This is a genomic window from Rhodovastum atsumiense, assembly GCF_937425535.1.
Classification (GTDB): Bacteria; Pseudomonadota; Alphaproteobacteria; order Acetobacterales; family Acetobacteraceae; genus Rhodovastum; species Rhodovastum atsumiense.
This window is the reverse complement of record NZ_OW485601.1, coordinates 4,758,818-4,776,367: the sequence shown is the minus strand read 5'-3', so window position 1 is coordinate 4,776,367 and position 17,550 is coordinate 4,758,818. Positions and strand designations below refer to the sequence as shown.

General features: G+C 68.8%; 17 protein-coding genes. 3 read left to right on the top strand and 14 right to left on the bottom strand.

Going from position 1 to position 17,550, the window contains the following annotated elements:
* Positions 1-24: 24 nt before the first annotated feature.
* The 6 genes from NBY65_RS21550 to NBY65_RS21525 all read right to left on the bottom strand — a co-directional run bounded on the left by NBY65_RS21550 (position 25) and on the right by NBY65_RS21525 (position 4,004).
* Positions 25-558 (bottom strand): DoxX family protein, encoded by a 534-nt coding sequence (locus NBY65_RS21550; RefSeq protein WP_203330561.1) that lies wholly within the window; start codon positions 556-558, stop codon positions 25-27.
* A complete protein-coding gene (locus NBY65_RS21545) occupies positions 558-1,358 on the bottom strand; it encodes an HvfC/BufC N-terminal domain-containing protein (protein WP_150042267.1) in 801 nt (266 codons plus the stop codon). Before NBY65_RS21545 ends, NBY65_RS21550 begins: the two co-directional genes overlap by 1 nt.
* A complete protein-coding gene (gene bufB / locus NBY65_RS21540) occupies positions 1,345-2,262 on the bottom strand; it encodes an MNIO family bufferin maturase (RefSeq protein WP_150042268.1) in 918 nt (305 codons plus the stop codon). The genes NBY65_RS21545 and bufB overlap by 14 nt, the downstream gene beginning before the upstream one ends.
* 31 nt (positions 2,263-2,293) lie before the next feature.
* Positions 2,294-2,605: a BufA1 family periplasmic bufferin-type metallophore gene (locus tag NBY65_RS21535; protein WP_150042269.1), complete on the bottom strand. Its 312-nt coding sequence runs from the start codon at positions 2,603-2,605 to the stop codon at positions 2,294-2,296.
* Between the two features lie 117 nt (positions 2,606-2,722).
* The gene (locus tag NBY65_RS21530) at positions 2,723-3,379 is read right to left on the bottom strand and encodes an NrsF family protein (RefSeq protein ID WP_203330562.1); all 657 of its coding nucleotides are present in this window, start codon (positions 3,377-3,379) and stop codon (positions 2,723-2,725) included.
* Positions 3,369-4,004 carry a sigma-70 family RNA polymerase sigma factor gene (locus NBY65_RS21525; protein WP_239002885.1) on the bottom strand — a complete coding sequence of 212 codons (636 nt, stop codon included), beginning with the start codon at positions 4,002-4,004 and terminating at the stop codon, positions 3,369-3,371. Before NBY65_RS21525 ends, NBY65_RS21530 begins: the two co-directional genes overlap by 11 nt.
* A 268-nt stretch (positions 4,005-4,272) precedes the next feature.
* On the opposite strand from NBY65_RS21525, the gene NBY65_RS21520 reads away from it, so the two are divergent.
* The gene (locus NBY65_RS21520; RefSeq protein ID WP_150042270.1) at positions 4,273-4,902 is read left to right on the top strand and encodes a TetR/AcrR family transcriptional regulator; all 630 of its coding nucleotides are present in this window, start codon (positions 4,273-4,275) and stop codon (positions 4,900-4,902) included.
* Positions 4,903-5,083: 181 nt separating this feature from the next.
* Here the strand turns inward: NBY65_RS21520 and NBY65_RS21515 are convergent, their stop codons facing one another.
* The 8 genes from NBY65_RS21515 to NBY65_RS21480 all read right to left on the bottom strand — a co-directional run bounded on the left by NBY65_RS21515 (position 5,084) and on the right by NBY65_RS21480 (position 14,214).
* Positions 5,084-5,425 carry a chaperone modulator CbpM gene (locus NBY65_RS21515; RefSeq protein WP_150042271.1) on the bottom strand — a complete coding sequence of 114 codons (342 nt, stop codon included), beginning with the start codon at positions 5,423-5,425 and terminating at the stop codon, positions 5,084-5,086.
* Positions 5,422-6,363: a DnaJ C-terminal domain-containing protein gene (locus NBY65_RS21510; RefSeq protein WP_150042272.1), complete on the bottom strand. Its 942-nt coding sequence runs from the start codon at positions 6,361-6,363 to the stop codon at positions 5,422-5,424. Before NBY65_RS21510 ends, NBY65_RS21515 begins: the two co-directional genes overlap by 4 nt.
* Before the next feature lie 690 nt (positions 6,364-7,053).
* Positions 7,054-8,058, bottom strand: a complete 1,005-nt coding sequence (locus NBY65_RS21505; protein WP_150042273.1) for a substrate-binding domain-containing protein — start codon at positions 8,056-8,058, stop codon at positions 7,054-7,056.
* A 71-nt stretch (positions 8,059-8,129) separates the two neighbouring features.
* Positions 8,130-9,152, bottom strand: a complete 1,023-nt coding sequence (locus NBY65_RS21500; RefSeq protein WP_150042274.1) for an ABC transporter permease — start codon at positions 9,150-9,152, stop codon at positions 8,130-8,132.
* Between the two features lie 29 nt (positions 9,153-9,181).
* Positions 9,182-10,666 (bottom strand): sugar ABC transporter ATP-binding protein, encoded by a 1,485-nt coding sequence (locus NBY65_RS21495; RefSeq protein WP_150042275.1) that lies wholly within the window; start codon positions 10,664-10,666, stop codon positions 9,182-9,184.
* Between the two features lie 12 nt (positions 10,667-10,678).
* The gene (xylB, locus tag NBY65_RS21490; protein ID WP_150042276.1) at positions 10,679-12,172 is read right to left on the bottom strand and encodes a xylulokinase; all 1,494 of its coding nucleotides are present in this window, start codon (positions 12,170-12,172) and stop codon (positions 10,679-10,681) included.
* 1 nt (position 12,173) lies between these two features.
* The gene (locus NBY65_RS21485) at positions 12,174-13,106 is read right to left on the bottom strand and encodes an AraC family transcriptional regulator (protein WP_150042277.1); all 933 of its coding nucleotides are present in this window, start codon (positions 13,104-13,106) and stop codon (positions 12,174-12,176) included.
* A gap of 64 nt (positions 13,107-13,170) precedes the next feature.
* On the bottom strand, positions 13,171-14,214 hold the full coding sequence (locus NBY65_RS21480) for an NAD(P)-dependent alcohol dehydrogenase (RefSeq protein WP_150042278.1): 1,044 nt from the start codon (positions 14,212-14,214) through the stop codon (positions 13,171-13,173).
* A gap of 604 nt (positions 14,215-14,818) precedes the next feature.
* On the opposite strand from NBY65_RS21480, the gene adh reads away from it, so the two are divergent.
* Both adh and adhP read left to right on the top strand, forming a co-directional pair.
* Positions 14,819-16,339: an aldehyde dehydrogenase gene (gene adh / locus NBY65_RS21475; RefSeq protein WP_150042279.1), complete on the top strand. Its 1,521-nt coding sequence runs from the start codon at positions 14,819-14,821 to the stop codon at positions 16,337-16,339.
* Between the two features lie 121 nt (positions 16,340-16,460).
* On the top strand, positions 16,461-17,489 hold the full coding sequence (gene adhP, locus NBY65_RS21470; protein ID WP_150042280.1) for an alcohol dehydrogenase AdhP: 1,029 nt from the start codon (positions 16,461-16,463) through the stop codon (positions 17,487-17,489).
* Positions 17,490-17,550 lie beyond the last annotated feature (61 nt).

Below are 17,550 nucleotides of genomic sequence, written 5' to 3'. Positions count from 1 at the left end.
CCGGCAAAGCCGCCGGGACAGGGATCAATCCGGCCGCCGGGGTGACCGGCCGCCGGGCAGGCAGCGCCGCAGCAGCGCGTCGCAGGACAGGCCGCCGGGCCCCCAGACGATGAGCCCGAGCGCCAGCGCCGCCCAGGTGAGATGCACCGGCCAGCCATCCGGGACCACCAGTTGGACGACGCCGGTCATCAGCAGCAGCGCCAGCGCCGCCAGCCGCGTGCCCAGTCCCAGCACCAGCAGGACCGGCGCCGCGATCTCGACCGTTCCCGCCAGGAAGGCCATCAGCGCCGGCGCCGGCAACGGATAGGGACCACCCGGCAGATGCAGCCGGAATTCCTCGGTGAACAACAGCACTGCCGTGTCGCCGAGGCGCAGGAAGCCATCCCATTTGAGCAGCCCGGATCGCCAGAACGGCACCGCCAGGGCAAGCCGCAGCAGCAACTGCGCCGCGGCGGGAGGAACGATCATCCGTGCGAGAGCGGCGGTACGATCGTACAGGGCCGGCACCGGCCGGCCGGCATCGCCGCCCGCCATCAGGGAGTCGCTCTGCGGAGACATCAGGACCCTCCGTCGCGGATGGCGGCGAACACGCCGGCCGTGATCATGCCGGCGATGTTGCCGGCAAGGTCGAACGCCGCCGCTGCGGCGAAGCCGGCTTCGGCCGCCTCGCCCAGCGTTGCCCCCGCCAGCAACCGGGCCAGGAAGGGGGCGCCGCCGGGGGGAAGATGGCGGACCATGACATCCTGGTCCGGACGGGTGACCAATGCATCCTCGGCCACGAAAGCCGCGAGCGGCCCGGGCGGGCCGTCGTTGCGGTTCATCACGAACAGAGAGAGCGCGGGAAACGGCGAGCGGAGGACACGGCTTGCCGGATGCGGCACGAAGCGCAGCGTCTCCAGGTCCGGGGCGGCGATCGCGGCAAGCGCCCCGGCCCGCAGCGCCGGTGCCTCGGCGGCATGATAGGCATCGAGCCAGGCACGCTCGAGCCTGGCGACATCGGCAAGCCAGGGCAACGGCCGCGCGTACTCATAGCCTTCGATGAAAGCGGGGAAGTCGCGGCCGTACTCGAAGAGCAGCGGGGAGCGCGGCGGGGTCGCGCGGATGTGGAAGCGCGCCATCGCCCGGAAGAAATCGGGGCCGGTCAGCCGCTGCGTGGCCGGGAAGATGGCGGCCAGTGCGTCGATCAGGCTGACGGTGACGTTGTTGCGGTGGACGTTGTAGCGCCGGACCGCGCCCTTGCCACGCGGCCCGGTCAGGTTGGCGGGGGGCGGCAGGGTCGGATCGGTGAGCCCCGGCGCCAGCAGCGCGGCGAAGCACGGCACCGCCCGCCGCGACAGGACGGCATCATCCGTGCGCATGGTGGCCTCCCGCCGCGGCATGCCGGTCGAGAATGGCCTGCGCGGCCTGCGCCTCGGCCCGCAGCACCGGCCAGGGCGGCAGGGCGCTGTCCCATTCGATCAGGGTCGGGATCGGACCGCAGCGGGCGATGACCGTCTCGAACAGCGCCCAGACCGGCGACGCCACTTCCCGGTCGTGGCTGTCGATCAGCAGCACCTCGCCTTCGTCGTCAGCCTGCACGGCATGGCCCGCGAGATGGATCTCGCCGACCCGCGCCAGCGGGAAATCGGCGATGTAGTCCGCCGCGGCGAAACCCTGGTTCGTGGCCGAGACGAAGACATTGTTGAGGTCGAGCAGCACCCCGCAGCCGGTGCGGCGGACGAGCGCCCGGATGAAGTCGGCCTCGGACATGGTGGCATCGGCGAAAGTGACATAGGTGGACGGATTTTCCAGCAGGATCGGCCGCCCGATCGCGTCCTGCACCTCGTTGACATGCGCCGCGACATGGGCCAGCGACGCCGCGTTGTAAGGCAACGGCAGCAGGTCGTTGAAGCAGATGCCTGCGTGCGTGGACCAGGCAAGGTGCTCGGATACCAGGGCCGGTTCGCTGCGCGCGACCAGGGCGCGGAACCGCCCGAGATGGTCGGGATCGATGCGGCCGGGCCCACCGATCGACAGGCCGACGCCGTGCACCGACAGCGGATAATCCCGCCGGATCCGTGCCAGGATGCGATGCGGCGGGCCGCCCGCCCCCATGTAGTTTTCCGCGTGCACCTCGAAGAAGCCGCCCGCGAAGGGCTCGGCCTCGATGGCCGGCAGGTGATCGTGCTTCAGGCCGGCCCCGGCACGGCCGGCAATGGGATGGGCCGGAAAGCGGAGATCCCGCTCCGGGCGGCCGCGATCGATGCGCGTGAGTGCGTTCACCTTGGTCTCCCCTTTCCGGCAGCCGGTCAGGTCAGGAGCGGGACGGGGTCAGCGAGCCATGCCGGCCACCGGGCACCACGATGCCGGTGCAGGTGCCGCCCTGGACGAACTTCCAGGCATTGCCCTGGAAATCGACGGTCGAGGTGCCCTGGCAGGAGGTGCCGGGCCCGGCGGCGCAGTCATTCTGGCCCTTGAGCGCGACCCCGTAGCATTTCTCCTTGTGCGCGGCGGTGGCGGCATCGGCTTCCGCCCGGGTCAGCGGCGCCGCGGCGGCGGCCGAAGCGATCGCCGCCGTCACGGCGCCGGCAAGGAGAGCGGAGGAAAGCCTGGTTGCAGCTGACATGTCTGTCTCCGATGGTGTGGCAACATGCGCGATGGCACGCACATTGACCTCTTCGGAGCAGAAGGGCCGGGAGTTACAGCGGCCATGCCGCGGCGCGGATTTTTTCCACGCCGCCGCTCACCAGCGCGCGAGCCGCGGCAGCACCAGCCGCGCGAACAGCGTGACCACGCCGCAGCCGAGCGAGTACCAGACCGCAACATAGAGGGGATCGTCGAAAGGACAGGCAAAGACGAAGACGAAGGCCCCCCAGCCCGACGCGGCGAGGCCGGCGGCCAGCGCGGTGCCGGCACGGTCGGTCGGCGCACCACGGCGCATCACGACACCCAGCGCGATGACGGCCGGCACCGACAGGGCAACGATCTTGCCCAGGCATTGCAGGCCGTGATGCCAGTCGAGCCGCCCCACCAGGGCCGCCAGCCCCTCGCGCGACGCATCCAGCAGCCAGCCGCCGCCCAGGCAGACGGCGATCAACACCGCCAGCCAGCGCAGCCCCGGCCGTGGTGATCGCACCGGATCGAGCGAGAACAGGGTCACCGCGCCGCCCACGAGCCCGATCAGGCCGAGACTCGCGAGCTTCCACCAGAAGACCGGCAGTTGCATCGCCGCCGTCATGTCCGGGCGCATCAGGCCCAGCCCCAGGAACAGGCCCAGTTCGATGGCACCAAGGCCGAGCAGCAGCGCCGCCTCCCGCCATGGCGCGCGGCGGCGCACCGGCCTGAGCTCGCGGGCAAGCCGGTCGATCAGGGAACCGGTCGGCAAGGGTTCAATCGGCATCGGCGCCCGTCCGCAACAGGGAGATCAGCCGCCGCAGCCCGCGGTGGATGTTGACCTTGACCAGCGACACGGACTGGCCGGTCGCCTGCGCCGCCTCCTCGACGCTGAACCCCTGAATTTTGACGAGGCGGATGGCATCCGACTGCGCCGGCCTGAGCATCATCAGCAATCGCTCCAGGGATGAGGCACTGACCACCCCATCCCCATGATCCGCCACCGCGATCGCGTCGTCGAGCGTCTCCGTCGGCCTTGCCCTGAGCGCGCGCAGGGCGTCGATCCATTTATACTTCGCGATGGCGGCAAGCCAGGCCCCGAAGGGACGCGACGGGTCGTAGGTGTGGCGCTTCTCGTGCAGCGCGACCAGCGTGTCCTGCACCGCGTCGTCGACCATCGCCGGCGGCAACCGCCGGACGAAATAGCGGCGCAGCCAGGGGGCGACCGCTGACAGCAGGCGATGATAGCTGGCCGCGTCGCCACGCTGGGCGGCGGCCATCAGCGCATCCCACTCCGCGCCGGCACTGCCTGCTTCCCGCGGCATGATCTCCCGCGCCACCGCCCGGCCCTCCCAGCTCCACCATGCCAGCACCGTGCCCGACACGTCGCCCTCCCCCCACGCACCCGTCATGGGTTCGGTCGGGCGGCGGGGCCGGTTACACCGGCCGGGCATCGCCGCCGCGATCGTGATGGGGCGAGGCAGCGGAAGCGCAGGGCCACCTGTTTTGGAACGCGCGTGCCAGAATGCCCCGCCCGGGCCCCCGTGGCAATGGCCACGGCCCCGCGTCGGCCAGGGGACCGGTTGTGGTTTTATGGCACGCATTCTAAAAACCGGTGGCGTTCGCCCCCGGCAGCCTGCCCGGCTGCCGCCGCGAATGCTCCGCGGGGGGGGAAAGGCGATGGCACGTCCACGGGAGTTCGACGAGGCGGCCGTGCTCGACGCCGCGATGCACTGCTTCTGGCAGCGCGGCTACGAGCAGACCTCGATGCGCGACCTCGCCGGGGAAATGGGGATGACCAGCGCGAGCATGTACAACGCCTTCGGCGACAAGCGCGCCCTCTATCGCCGTGCGCTCGACCACTACCTGGCGCAGACCGTCCGCGACCGCATCGCGCGTTTCGCGCCGCTGCCGCCCCTGGCGGCGCTGCGCGGCTTCTTCACGGAAATCGTCGAACGCTCGGTGGCCGACCGGCAGCGACGCGGCTGCATGCTGGTCAACTCGGCCCTGGAGGTGGCGCCGCACGATGCCGGGTTCCGCAGGCTGGTGGCCGGGGAACTGGAATTCGTCGAGGCGTTCTTCCGCCGTTGCATCGCCGCCGGGCAGCAGGACGGCACGATCACCGCACACCCCCCGGCGGAAAAACTGGCGAAGCTGCTGCTGAGCCTGTTGCTGGGCATCCGGGTGCTGGCGCGAACGCGGCCGCAGCGCGCCGTGCTGGATGGGGCGGCACAGGCGGCACTGGCGCTGCTCCAGCCCGAGCCGCCGGCCACGGTTCCCGGCCACGGAAGCGACGGTCCCCCTGGCTGATCCCGGGCAGCCGCTGCAGCAACCAGCGCCGCGCCAGGCGCTGCGCCACGTGAGATCGTCCCAGCGCATGTCGTTCCGGCATCCGTGATAGGCTGGCCCGGATGTGGTCCCTGTCCCCGCAGGAGCCCAAGCCCGTGTCTGGAACGGCCGGCGAAAGGTCCGATGGTGACGCGGGCGCGGGTCAGGACGTCCCGCCGGGGAACGCCCTTCCTTCCCGCAGCGCGGCGATGGCATCGCGCCGCACCGGCTCGGGCAGCGTTCTGAGCAGGGCAGCGAGGCGCTGCAGCGCCAGGCGCAGGCCATGCACCTGATCGAGCAGCCCCAGCACGACCGGGATGCCCTCGTCGTTCACGCCCAGATCCTCACGCAGGTCGCGGATCAGGCAGGCGCGCGCGAGATCGGGCTCGGAGAAGCCTCGCCCGCCGAGCTCGGCCTGCGGTGCCAGCCATCCCGCCTCGATCCAGGCCTCGAGCACACCCGCGTCGAGGCGCGCCCGCACCAGGAAGTCCTGCCACGCGATCATGTCGCCTCCATGCCCTTGCGCGGGTCATGCGCGCGGCCCGCCGCCCAGCCGGCGGCGAAGCTCTCCAACGCGGCGTCCGGGTGATCGGGCAAGACGATCCGCAGCGTCGCATAGGCATCGCCCTGCGTGCCGTCCGGCCGCTTCACCCCCCTGCCCCGCAGCCGCAGCACCGTGTCGGTGTTCGATCCCTTCGGCACCGTCACCGTGACCGGCCCGGCCGGGGTCGGCACCTCCACCCGGGCGCCGAGCACCGCCTCCGGCAAGGTGACCGGCAGGTCGAAATGGATGTCGTCGCCGCGGCGGCTGAAATGCGGGTGCCCGCCCACCGTCACCTCGACCAGCAGGTCGCCCGACGGGCCGCCGCCCAGGCCGGACGCGCCCTTGCCGCGCAGGCGCAGCACCTGGCCGTCCCGTGTGCCCGGCGGCACCGTGACTTCCACCGTGCTGCCATCGGGCAGGGACAGCCGCCGCGTCGTGCCGTTGACCGCCTCCAGGAAACCGAGCGCGAGCTGCCCGCGCAGGTCGCCGCCGCGCATCTGCGCCCGCCCGCCCCCGCCCGCCCTGGCACGCCGCCCGAACAGCGCGGCAAGCAGGTCGTCGGCCTCGGCCATGTCGGCGAAGCCGGCATCGGTCGCATAGGGCGGCGGCTCGCCAGTTCCCGCGCCGGCCCCGGCCCCGGCATAGTCGCGATAATAGCGCGGCTGCGGGCGCTCGGCGCCGGAGGCGTCGATCTCGCCGCGGTCGAAGCGCGCGCGCTTCTCCGGCGCGCCGAGGATGTCATGGGCAGCGGAGACGCGCTTGAACCGCTCCTCCGCCGCGCTGTCGCCCGGGTTGAGGTCGGGGTGATGCTTTCGCGCCAGCCGCCGGTAGGCCCGCCGGATCTCCTCCGCCGAGGCGTCGCGCTTCACGCCCAGGGTCTCATACGGGTCGTCGTTCACAGCCGCCCCCCGCCATCCCGGACGGGGCGGCACGCACGATCGCAGCCGGTCCTCATCTCCATGTCCTTGCCAGAAGCGCCTTCGATGCCACCTTCCGGGCAGCCGGGCCGTTACGGCAGAGGTGCCCGCTGCTTCCTGGATTGGATGCCGGGCGGCACGATTCAAGGGCCGTGCCACGCGGCCGGCGCGCGTCTGCCCGGACGGCCCGATATCCCTGCCGCGGGAAGGAAAGCTTCGCCCGATGCTGCACGCCCTTCAGGACGTCAACCCGGCCCTGACCCATGCGCTGCTGGTGCTGGCGGTGCTCGTCTGGTTCTTCTTCCTGCGCCGCTGACGGAGCCCGGCGCGTGGCGAAGACGACGCCGGGTGATCGCCCGCAATCATGGCGATCACGTCTCTGCAATGCGCCGAACCTGGGATTTCCCGACGCGCTGTCTCCCGACCGAGGCAAGGGGCGCCCGGGGACTTGCTGAAAACACAAGACGTGGGAGACAGGGTCAATGTCGTCTTACATTATTGGAATCGTCATCATCGGGGCCGTGGCGTGGTGGTCGGTGAACTGGCGCAACCTGCCGCCGTTCAAGAACAACAAGCAGCTCACGCCGTAAGCAGGGCCCGCGCCGGCCACCACCACGCCATGCGACCGCGCCGGGACGGTCATGTCCCGGCGCGGTCGCGTCCGTCATCCGCCTATTTGCGCGCCTCCAGCAGGGCGTCGGCATTGGCCGGCGTCACGATCGTCCAGGGCACGTCGTAGCGCTTGGACTGGCCGTCGTTCCAGGGCATGTCCTTGCCGTACTGCGCCCAGATCGGCGACATCGGCTGGTAGTCGGGCCCGAGCACCGCGCGCATCGCGACGTCGATGCTGCCCTGCATCTGCCCCTTTGCGTCCTGCAGGATCGAGGTCATCTCCCCGGCCTTCACCGCGCGCAGCGCGTCGGAGACGCCGTCGATGCCGGCGATCGCGTATTTGTTCACATCCTGGCCGGACGCCTTGATCGCCTCGATCGCGCCCAGCGCCATCTCGTCGTTCTGGCCGATCACGCCCTGGATGCGGCCGCGATGCTTCACCAGCCAGTTCTGCATCAGGTCATAGGCCTCGGCGCGCGACCAGTTGGCGGTCTTGCGCTCCAGCACCTTGACCGCGCCGGCCGGACATTCGGCGATGGCCTTCTCGTTACCCTGGCCACGCTGAATCTCGCCCGAGCCGCCCTTCGGCCCCTCGATGATCACCACGTTGCCCTTGCAGCCGAGCTTCTTCAGGACGTCCTTGGCTTCCAGGTAGCCGCCGAGCACGTCGTCCGAGACCACCTCGGCATTCATCGCCTGGGTGTTCAGCCGCGCATTGGTGACCACCACCGGGATCTTCGCCGCCTTCGCCTTGGTAACGACATCGATATTGGCGTCGAAATCCATCGGGTTGACGATGATCGCATCGACCTTGTTGTTGATCGCGAGCTGCGCCTGGTCGTTCTGCACCGAGGCGTCGTAGCGCCCGTCATAGAAGGTGATGTCGGCCTTGCCGCTGGTCACCGCCGGATGCTCACGGCCGTAGCGCTGCATCAACTGCACGAACTCGGCCTTGTTGCCGTACATCAGCACGGCAATGCGCACCTTCTTCATCTCGGCCGCGCCGGCCGTAGACGCACAGGCCAGGGCCGCGAGGCCGCAAGCCGCCAACAAGAACTTCTTCACAGACTTTCTCCCGATTTCGTTGCAGTCGCCTCGCCACGGCCGGCGCCCCTGCCCCGGCCGTGGCGAAATCCCTAGTGCTGTTCGGCCTTGCGCGACGAATCGACGATCACCGCCGAGACGATCAGCACGCCCTTGATGATGAGCTGGTAGAAACTCTCCACGCCGAGCAGGTCGAGCCCGTTGTTCATCACGCCGATGATCAGCGCGCCGATCAGGGTTCCGCCCAGCTTGCCGACGCCGCCGGCGAGGCTGGTGCCGCCGATCACCGCCGCGGCGATCGCATCCAGCTCGTAGGAACTGCCGGCATTGGTCTGGCCTGATCCGGTCTTGGCGGTCAGGATGATGCCGGCGATGCCCGCGAGCAGGCCGGACAGCGCATAGACGCCGATGATGATCCGATCGGTCTTGATGCCGGAGGTGCGGGCGCTCTTTTCATTGCCGCCGACCGCGTAGACATAGCGGCCGAACACAGTCAGGTTCAGCAGCACCCAGGCGCCGGCGAAGACCAGCAGGAAGATAAGGATGGGCACCGGGATGCCGAGGATCCGCTCGGTGCCGAACCAGCGGAAATCCGGGCTGAGGGCGGAAATCGGATTGGCCCCGGTCAGCGCCATGGTCATCCCGCGCGCCGCCAGCAGCATGCCCAGCGTGGCGATGAAGGCCTGGATGCGAAAGCGGGCGATGATCCAGCCGTTCAGCGCGCCACAGGCGCTGCCGATCGCCAGCGCCGCCAGCACCGGCACCAGCACCGGATAGGTGCCGGCCCAGGCCGTCACCGTGGTCGAGCGGGTGGCGAAGGACGCGGCCAGCATCCCCGACAGCGCCAGCACCGATCCCACCGACAGGTCGATCCCGGCCGAGATCACCACCAGCGTCATGCCGATCGCCAGGATGCCGTTGACCGAGATCTGATACAGGATCAGCAGCAGGTTCTCGGCGGTGAGAAAGGTGTTCTCGCTCCACTCGCCCTGGATCACCTTGTACTGGCACAGCGCCGCCACCACGACGCACAGGGCCAGGAAGGCGATGATGATCCCGTACTGCCTGAAACCGCTCCCCAATCGTGGGGTCCGTACGGTCAGTGCCTGCAACATGCTTGCCTCCCGCCCCTGCCGCACCCTGGTCAGGCAGCGGCCATCATCAGTTTCTTCTGCGTCGCCTCGGTGCGGTGGAACTGCCCGTTCACCTGGCCACGGCACAGCACGATGGTCCGGTCGCTCATGCCGAGGATCTCCTCCAGCTCCGAGGACACCATCAGCACCGCCCCTCCGGCTTGCGCGAAGCCCGAGATGAAGCGGTAGATCTCCTTCTTCGCCCCGACATCGACGCCGCGCGTCGGCTCGTCCAGCAGCAGCACCAGCGGATCGGTCAGGATGCTGCGCCCGAGCACGACCTTCTGCTGGTTGCCGCCGGAGAGGTTCTGCACCGGCTCCTGCGGACCCGGCGCCTTGATGTTCATCATCCGGATCGCCCGGGCGATGCAGGAGCGTTCTTCGGGAAAGTGGATGAAGCCGCCACGCTGCAGCCGCGGCAGGGCGGCGAGCGAGAGATTGCGGCCGACAGTGGAGGACAGCACCAGGCCACTGCGCTTGCGGTCCTCGGTGACATAGCCGAGCCGGGCGCCGATCGCCTCGGCGACATCGCCGCCGGCGAAGGCGCGGCCTTCCATCAGGATCGCGCCGGCATCCGCCCGGCGCAGGCCGAAGATGGTGTCGAGCAGCTCGGTGCGGCCGGAGCCGACCAGGCCATAGATGCCCAGCACCTCGCCCCGGTGCAGCGCGAAGCTGACATCACTGAACCAGGGACGGCGGGTCAGGCCACGGACTTCCAGCAGCGGTGCCGTGGTCGGCACGTTCTCCTTGACGTATTCCTGCTGGATGGCACCGCCGATCATCATCTCGATCAGCCGCTCGCGGGTGATGTCGGCGATCCGCCCGGCAGTGACGTAGGCGCCGTCCTTGAACACCGTGTAGTGCGTGGCGATGTTGAAGATCTCGGCGAGGCGGTGGGTGACATAGATGATGCCCTTGCCGGCGGCGGCGAGGCCGCGCAGCACGTCGAACAGCCGCTCGCTGTCCTTCTCGCTCAGCGCCGAGGTGGGTTCGTCGAAGATCAGGATGTCGGCATCGGCATGCGACAGCGCCTTGGCGATCTCCACCAGTTGCTGGGCGGCGACGCTCAGGCTGTCCATGGTCGCGGTGGGATCGATATCGAAGCCGAGCGAGGCCAGCAGCTCGCGCGCGCGCCGGTTCAGCTCACGGAAATCGACGAAGCCGAAGCGGCGCGGCTCGGCGCCGAGATAGATGTTCTCGGCGACGGTGAGATGCGGCACCGCGCTGAGTTCCTGCTGCACGATGGCAATGCCGGCATCGAGCGCCTGCCTGGCATCGGCAAAGCGGACCTTGCGCCCATCGATCAGAATCTCGCCCTGGTCGGGGGCAATGAAGCCCATCAGCACCTTGAGGATGGTGGACTTGCCGGCGCCGTTGCCGCCGCAGAGCGCCAGGATCTCACCGCGATTGAGTTCCAGGCAGCCATCCACCAGCGCCCGCACCCCGCCGAAGCTCTTTTTGATCCCCCGGATCGACAGCAGCGGGGCGGTGGTCATGCGCCCCTCCCCTCAGCCGGCCACGCCATGGATCTGCTGCAGCCGCTCGCGATAGAGCGCGAAGGCCGCGTCATAGGCCGCCCGCCGGCCGGCATCGGGCTGCGCCGATTTCGCCGGATCGATCGCCACGCAGCGCGCGGTGATGTCGGCCAGCGCCTCGGTCGCGCCGCGCTGCTTCTTCTCCGCCCACATGGCCTGCAGCGCGCCGCCGAGGCAGCCGCCCTCCTCGGTCACGGGCACCACGATCTCGGCGCCGGAGGCATCGGCGATCAGTTGTCGCCATTGCGGGCTGCGCGCGCCTCCGCCGATCAGGAAGATGCGCGCGGCGCGGCGCCCACCGAGCACCAGCTTCAGCCCGGCGAGCACGCCGAAGCTCACCCCCTCCACCATGGCGCGGACCAGGTTTCCGGCGTTCATGTTGTTCGCCGTCAGGCCGAGCAGGGTCCCGGTCGCGTTCGGCAGGTCGGGCGTGCGCTCGCCGTTGAGGAAGGGCAGCGCGGTGAGGCCGCCCGCCCCCGGCGCGGTGGCGTCCAGCGCGTCCGAGAGATAGCCGATGTCGCGGCCCAGCAGCTCGACGATGCCGCCGGTGACATTGGTGGCGTTCATGGTGCAGACCAGCGGCAGCCAGCCGCCGCTGCTGGAGCAGAACGGCGCCAGCCAGCCGCGCGCGTCCAGCACCGGCTCCGGGCTGAAGGAGCACACGGTCGCCGAAGTGCCCAGGCTCATCGTCACCACGCCCGGATGCACGTTACCGGTGCCGATCGCGCCCATCATGTTGTCGCCGCCACCCGCCGACACCAGGCAGTCGGTGGAAAGCCCTAGCGCCTCGGCGGCGGATGGCTGCAGGGGGCCGACGATGTCGTCGGCGCCAATCAGCGCCGGCAGCGCGGCGCGCAACTGGCCGGTGCCGCCGTCGATCAGATCCAGCGGTCCGGCTGCCCAGGCGCGGCGGCGGATGTCGAAGAAGCCGGTGCCGGACGCGTCGCCGCATTCGGCGACATGCCGCCCGGTCAGCCAGAAATTGAGGTAGTCATGCGGCAGGGCGATATGGCGGACACGACGGAAATGCTCCGGCTCGTTCTGCTTCAACCAGAGCAGCTTGGAAATCGTGTAGCCGGTCAGCGGAATGATGCCGTACTCGGCGAACCACTTCGACGGGCCGCCGAGGGCGAGCACCAACTCCTGGTTCTGCGGGCTGGTCTCGGTGTCGTTCCACAGCTTGGCCGGGCGGATCGGCTGGCCGGCCTCGTCCAGCACCACCAGCCCGTGCTGCTGGCCGGAAACCCCGATGGCGCGGATCTCCCGCCCCGGCAGGCCGGATTGCGCCAGCGCCTGGCGCACCGCGTCGATCATCGCCGCGACCCACCACGCGGGATCCTGCTCGCGCGCGCCGTTGGGGCGTTCGATCAGCTCATGCGCGGCGTGACCCTTGCCGCGGATGGTGCCGTCCTCGGCGACAATCAGCGCCTTGGTGCTCTGGGTGCCGCAATCGATGCCTAGATACATGTCATGCCACTCCTGCATGGACCGGTGCATGGGCCGGCAGATCCGGGCGGTGCCGGGGCAGGCGCCGCTGCGCCCGGAACTCCGACGGGCTCGCCCCCATGAAGCGCACGAAATTCCGGTTGAAGGTGGAGATCGTGCTGTAGCCGGAATCGTAGCCGATCGCCGTGACCTGGGCGTCGGTCTCGATCAGCAACTGGCAGGCACGATAGACGCGCAGGCGGTTGATGTACTCGTTGCAGCTGCAGCTGATGTTGCGCTCGAAGAAGCGGGAGAAGGCGCTCGGCGTCATCTTCTCCATCGCCGCGAGCTCGTTGCAGCTCAGGCTGTGCCGGTTGTAGTTGGCGGCGATGTATTCCAGCACGGAGGCCAGCCGCTTGGGACGGTTGCCGGTCGCGTTCGGCGGCGTCACCGACAGCAGGCGCCGCTCCGCATCTCCCGCGAGCACGTGCAGCAGGGTGAAGAAGATGCCGACGCGCTCCAGCCCCGAGGCATCCAGCAGCGAATGCATGATCCGCCACGCCTTGCGCGCCACCGGCACCGAGAACTGCACGCCCGCCCGCGCCGCGTCCACCAGCGCCTGCAGCCCCGCGCAATCGGAGAAAGTGGCGATGCAGCGTTCGGCGAAGCGGCCGCTGAACTGCAGCACCAGGTCGCGGTCGCGGATCAGGCCGGCTTCGTCATACTGCGCGTCCGGACCGCCATCGGTGACCCACATATGCGGCAGGTTGGGCCCGGTCAGGATCACCTGGCCGACATCGAACGGGCCCGCATGGGTGCCGACATAGCAAAGGCCGCGGCTCTTGCGGATCAGGTGGATCTCATACTCCGGATGGAAGTGCCAGCCGGAATACGGGAAAGGATAGTCGTGCTGGAACACGCGGAACGTTCCCTCCAGCGAGGGCCCGATCACTTCGCACAGCGGCTTGACCTTCATGGCACCGGTCCTGCCTGGGCCGTTCCCCCCGGTCAATCCTGGCCGGGGGAATGCGGCGCGGCGGTCAGAGCGCGATCTGGATCTTCACGTCCTCGGGCCGGTGCTCGGCCGCACGTCGGAAGGCGGCGATCGAGTCGTCGAAGGGATAGGTGGCCGAGATCAGCGGCCTGAGGTCGATCTTGCCACTGGCGACCAGCTTGATCGCGCGGTCCCAGACATTTGCGTACCGGAACGTGCCGGTCAGCTCGATTTCCTTGACCTGCAGGGCGACCACGTCAAAGGGCACCTTGTCGAGCGGCATGCCAACCAGCACCGCCCGCCCGCCCTGGCGGATCAGATCGATCATGGAGTCGTAGGGCTTCGCGCTGCCGCTCGCTTCGAAGAAGATGTCGGCGCCGCGGCCATCGGTGCGCGCGCGCACGACCTCGCCCAGGTCCTGGCGGGTCAGGTCGACCGTGGTGATCTCGCGATGCCCGGCCAGCAGCGCCAGCTTGGCCGTGGCCACGTCGCTGACGATCACTTCCGAGCAGCCGGCAGCCAGCGCCGAGAACACGATCATCAGGCCGATGGTGCCGGCCCCGGTGACCACGGCGACGTCGCCGGGATGGATGCGCGCCTTGGCAGCGGCGTAGACGCCGATGGCCAGTGGCTCGATCAGCGCGCCTTCGGCCAGGCTGACCTGCTCCGGCAGGCGATAGGTCAGTGCCGCCGGATGCACCACTTCCGGCGTCAGGCAGCCATGCACGGGCGGGGTTGCCCAGAACTGCACCGCCGGATCGAGGTTGTACATGCCCTGCAGCGTCTGCATCGAGCCGAAATCGGGAATGCCCGGCTCCATGCAGACCCGGTCGCCGACCCGCAGATGCGTGACCGCCTTGCCAATTTGCGTCACCACCCCGGCAGCTTCGTGGCCGAGGATCATCGGCTCCCGCACGACGAAGTCACCGATCCGGCCATGCTTGTAGTAGTGAACGTCACTGCCGCAAATGCCGACTGTCTTGACGGCAATTTTGACTTCGTTGTCGGCGGGCTGGAGTGTCCACGGGACATCGATCTCACGGATAGACAACTGCTCGATTGCATCGAGCACAACGCCTTGGACTTTCACGGCCCACCTCCAGTGTTTAGATGGAGTCCAATCCACCCCTTGTTAGTTACATATTTTGGATATCCTGGCCGGATCAGGCTAGGCCAAATTGACGCAAACGCTGAGCATAAATTTCCACTGCCTGCTTTTTCGTCATCACACCGACGCCAGGGAACACGACCGTTTGCGCGGCCGCGATGATCCCGCATTCTTCTCGTTGCAGACAAAAGGAATGCGCTTCCTGTCCCGCCGCCCCGGCAGATCCCCTCCCCGGCCGGGCAGCGCCATCACGGCCGGATCGTTTTTTGATAGGTATTATATCGTTTCAGTCATGCATGACTGCAACCATGCCGCAATGCCCCCAACCGGCAGGCTGCTTATCGCAGCGCGCTCTCTGCCCCCACCCCCTGCGGGAAAACACCGTTGCGGCACTATGTCCCGCCCGGAGCCCGCACCAGCCCGGCGCAAAAGTTGAAGACAATGACTCTTTCTTTTACATAAGAAATTTCTTGCAGAACGGGCGCCGCCACTGCTCTTGTGGACTCATCGTGGCTGCAAGACAGGCCGCACTCCGCATTGCCGCAGTGGAAGCAATCGACCACCTGTTCAAAGCGGGAGGAAACACATGAATGACCTGGCGCCAGCGGCGTCGCACCTGGCGACGCCCTTCAGGCTTCGTTACGGGAACTTCATCGGTGGCAAATGGGTCGAGCCGGCCGATGGCCGTCGCTTCGACAAGGTCACCCCGATCACCGGGCGGAAGATCACCGAGATTCCCCGATCGCAACAGGCCGATATCGAGCTCGCGCTCGATGCCGCCCATGCGGCGCGGGACCGCTGGGGCCGCACCAGCCCGGCCGAGCGGGCCCGGCTGCTGCATCGCATCGCCGATCGCATGGAAGCCAATCTCGACCTGCTGGCGCAGGCCGAGACCTGGGACAACGGCAAGCCGATCCGCGAGACCACGGCGGCCGACATCCCGCTTGCCATCGACCATTTCCGCTACTTCGCCGGCGCCGTGCGGGCGCAGGAAGGCACGGTCGGCGAGATCGATACCGATACCATCGCCTACCATTTCCACGAGCCGCTCGGGGTGGTCGGGCAGATCATTCCCTGGAACTTCCCGATCCTGATGGCGGCCTGGAAGCTCGCCCCCGCGCTCGCCGCGGGCAATTGCGTCGTGCTCAAGCCGGCCGAGCAGACGCCGGCCTCGATCCTGCTCTGGGCCGAGCTGATCGCCGACCTGCTGCCCGAGGGCGTGCTCAACATCGTCAACGGCTTCGGTCCCGAGGCCGGCCGTGCGCTGGCCTGCAGCCCGCGCATCGCCAAGATCGCCTTCACCGGCGAGACCTCGACCGGGCGGCTGATCATGCAATACGCCAGCGAGAACCTGATCCCGGTGACGCTGGAACTCGGCGGCAAGTCGCCCAACCTGTTCTTCGCCGATATCGCCGCCGAGGACGACGACCTGTTCGACAAGGCCATCGAAGGCTTCGTGCTGTTCGCCTTCAATCAGGGCGAGGTCTGCACCTGCCCGAGCCGCGCTCTGGTGCAGGAGGCGATCTATGACCGCTTCATGGACCGGGCGCTGCGCCGCGTCGCCGCCATCCGCCAGGGCGATCCGCGCGACCCGGCGACGATGCTCGGCGCCCAGGCCTCGCAGGAGCAACTGGAGAAGATCCTCTCCTACATCGAGATCGGCCGCCGCGAAGGCGCCGAGGTGCTGACCGGCGGCGCGCGCACCGTCCTGCCCGGGGAGCTCGCCGGCGGCTACTACGTGGCCCCCACGCTGTTCCGCGGCGACAACCGCATGCGCATCTTCCAGGAAGAGATCTTCGGCCCGGTGGTCTCCATCACCACCTTCCGCGACGAGGCCGAGGCGGTGGCGATCGCCAACGACACGCAGTACGGGCTTGGCGCCGGGGTGTGGACACGCGACATCAACCGCGCCTACCGCGTCGGCCGCGCCATCCAGGCCGGCCGGGTCTGGACCAATTGCTACCACGCCTACCCGGCCCACGCCGCCTTCGGCGGCTACAAGCAATCGGGCATCGGCCGCGAAACCCACAAGATGATGCTCGAACACTACCAGCAGACCAAGAACCTGCTGGTGAGCTACAGCCCGAAGGCGCTCGGGTTCTTTTAAGGCCAGCACCGTCATCCGCCGACGCAGGTCCGCCATCTTGCGCAACGGCACGATGGCGGATTGCGCTGCGCTTATCCGCCCTACGCCCGCCCGAAAACAAATCAACCGGAGGAACGAGACCATGGGGAAGACCATGAAGGCAGCCATCGTGCGCAGCCTCGGCCGTCCGCTCGTCTGCGAGGAAGTGGCGCGGCCCGAGCCCGGCCCCGACCAGATCCAGGTCAGGATCGAGGCCTCGGGCGTCTGCCACACCGACGTGCATGCGGCCGATGGCGACTGGCCGATCCGGCCGACGCCGCCTTTCATCCCGGGGCACGAGGGCGTGGGCGTCGTCACGGAAATCGGCGCCAATGTGCGGCACGTCCGCGTCGGTGACCGCGTCGGCGTACCCTGGCTGCACAGCGCCTGCGGCCATTGCAGCCATTGCCTCGGCGGTTGGGAGACGCTGTGCGAATCGCAGCGCAACACCGGCTATTCCGTCAATGGCGGCTTCGCCGAATACGCCGTGGCGGATCCCGACTATATCGGCCACCTGCCGGCCAATCTCGGCTTCGTCGAGGCGGCGCCGATCCTGTGCGCGGGCGTCACTGTCTACAAGGGGCTGAAGGTCACCGACACCAGGCCCGGCCAATGGGTGGCGATCTCCGGCATCGGCGGGCTGGGGCACATGGCGGTGCAATACGCGCGGGTCATGGGGCTGAACGTCGCCGCGGTGGACATCGCCGAGGACAAGCTGGAACTTGCCCGGCGGCTGGGGGCGCAGCTGACCATCAATGCCCGCAGCACCGACCCCGCGGCAGTGCTGCGCAAGGAAATCGGCGGCGCGCATGCGGTGCTGGTGACGGCGGTGTCGATCCGCGCCTTCGAGCAGGCGCTCGGCATGGTGCGCCGTGGCGGCACCATCTCGCTCAACGGCCTGCCGCCCGGCAGCTTCCCGCTGCCGATCTTCGACGTGGTATTGAACGGCATCACCGTGCGCGGCTCCATCGTGGGCACGCGGCTCGACCTGCAGGAGGCGCTTGACTTCGCCGCCGCCGGGCAGGTGCGGGCCAACGTCACCACCGAGCGCCTCGACAACATCAACGACGTGTTCATGCGGCTGCGTGAGGGCGCGGTCGACGGCCGCGTCGTCATCGACATGCACGCCTGACGAATCGACAAGGGCGCCGCTGGCGCGACGCCCTTTCCGACAGGACGACAGGCAGGCAGGC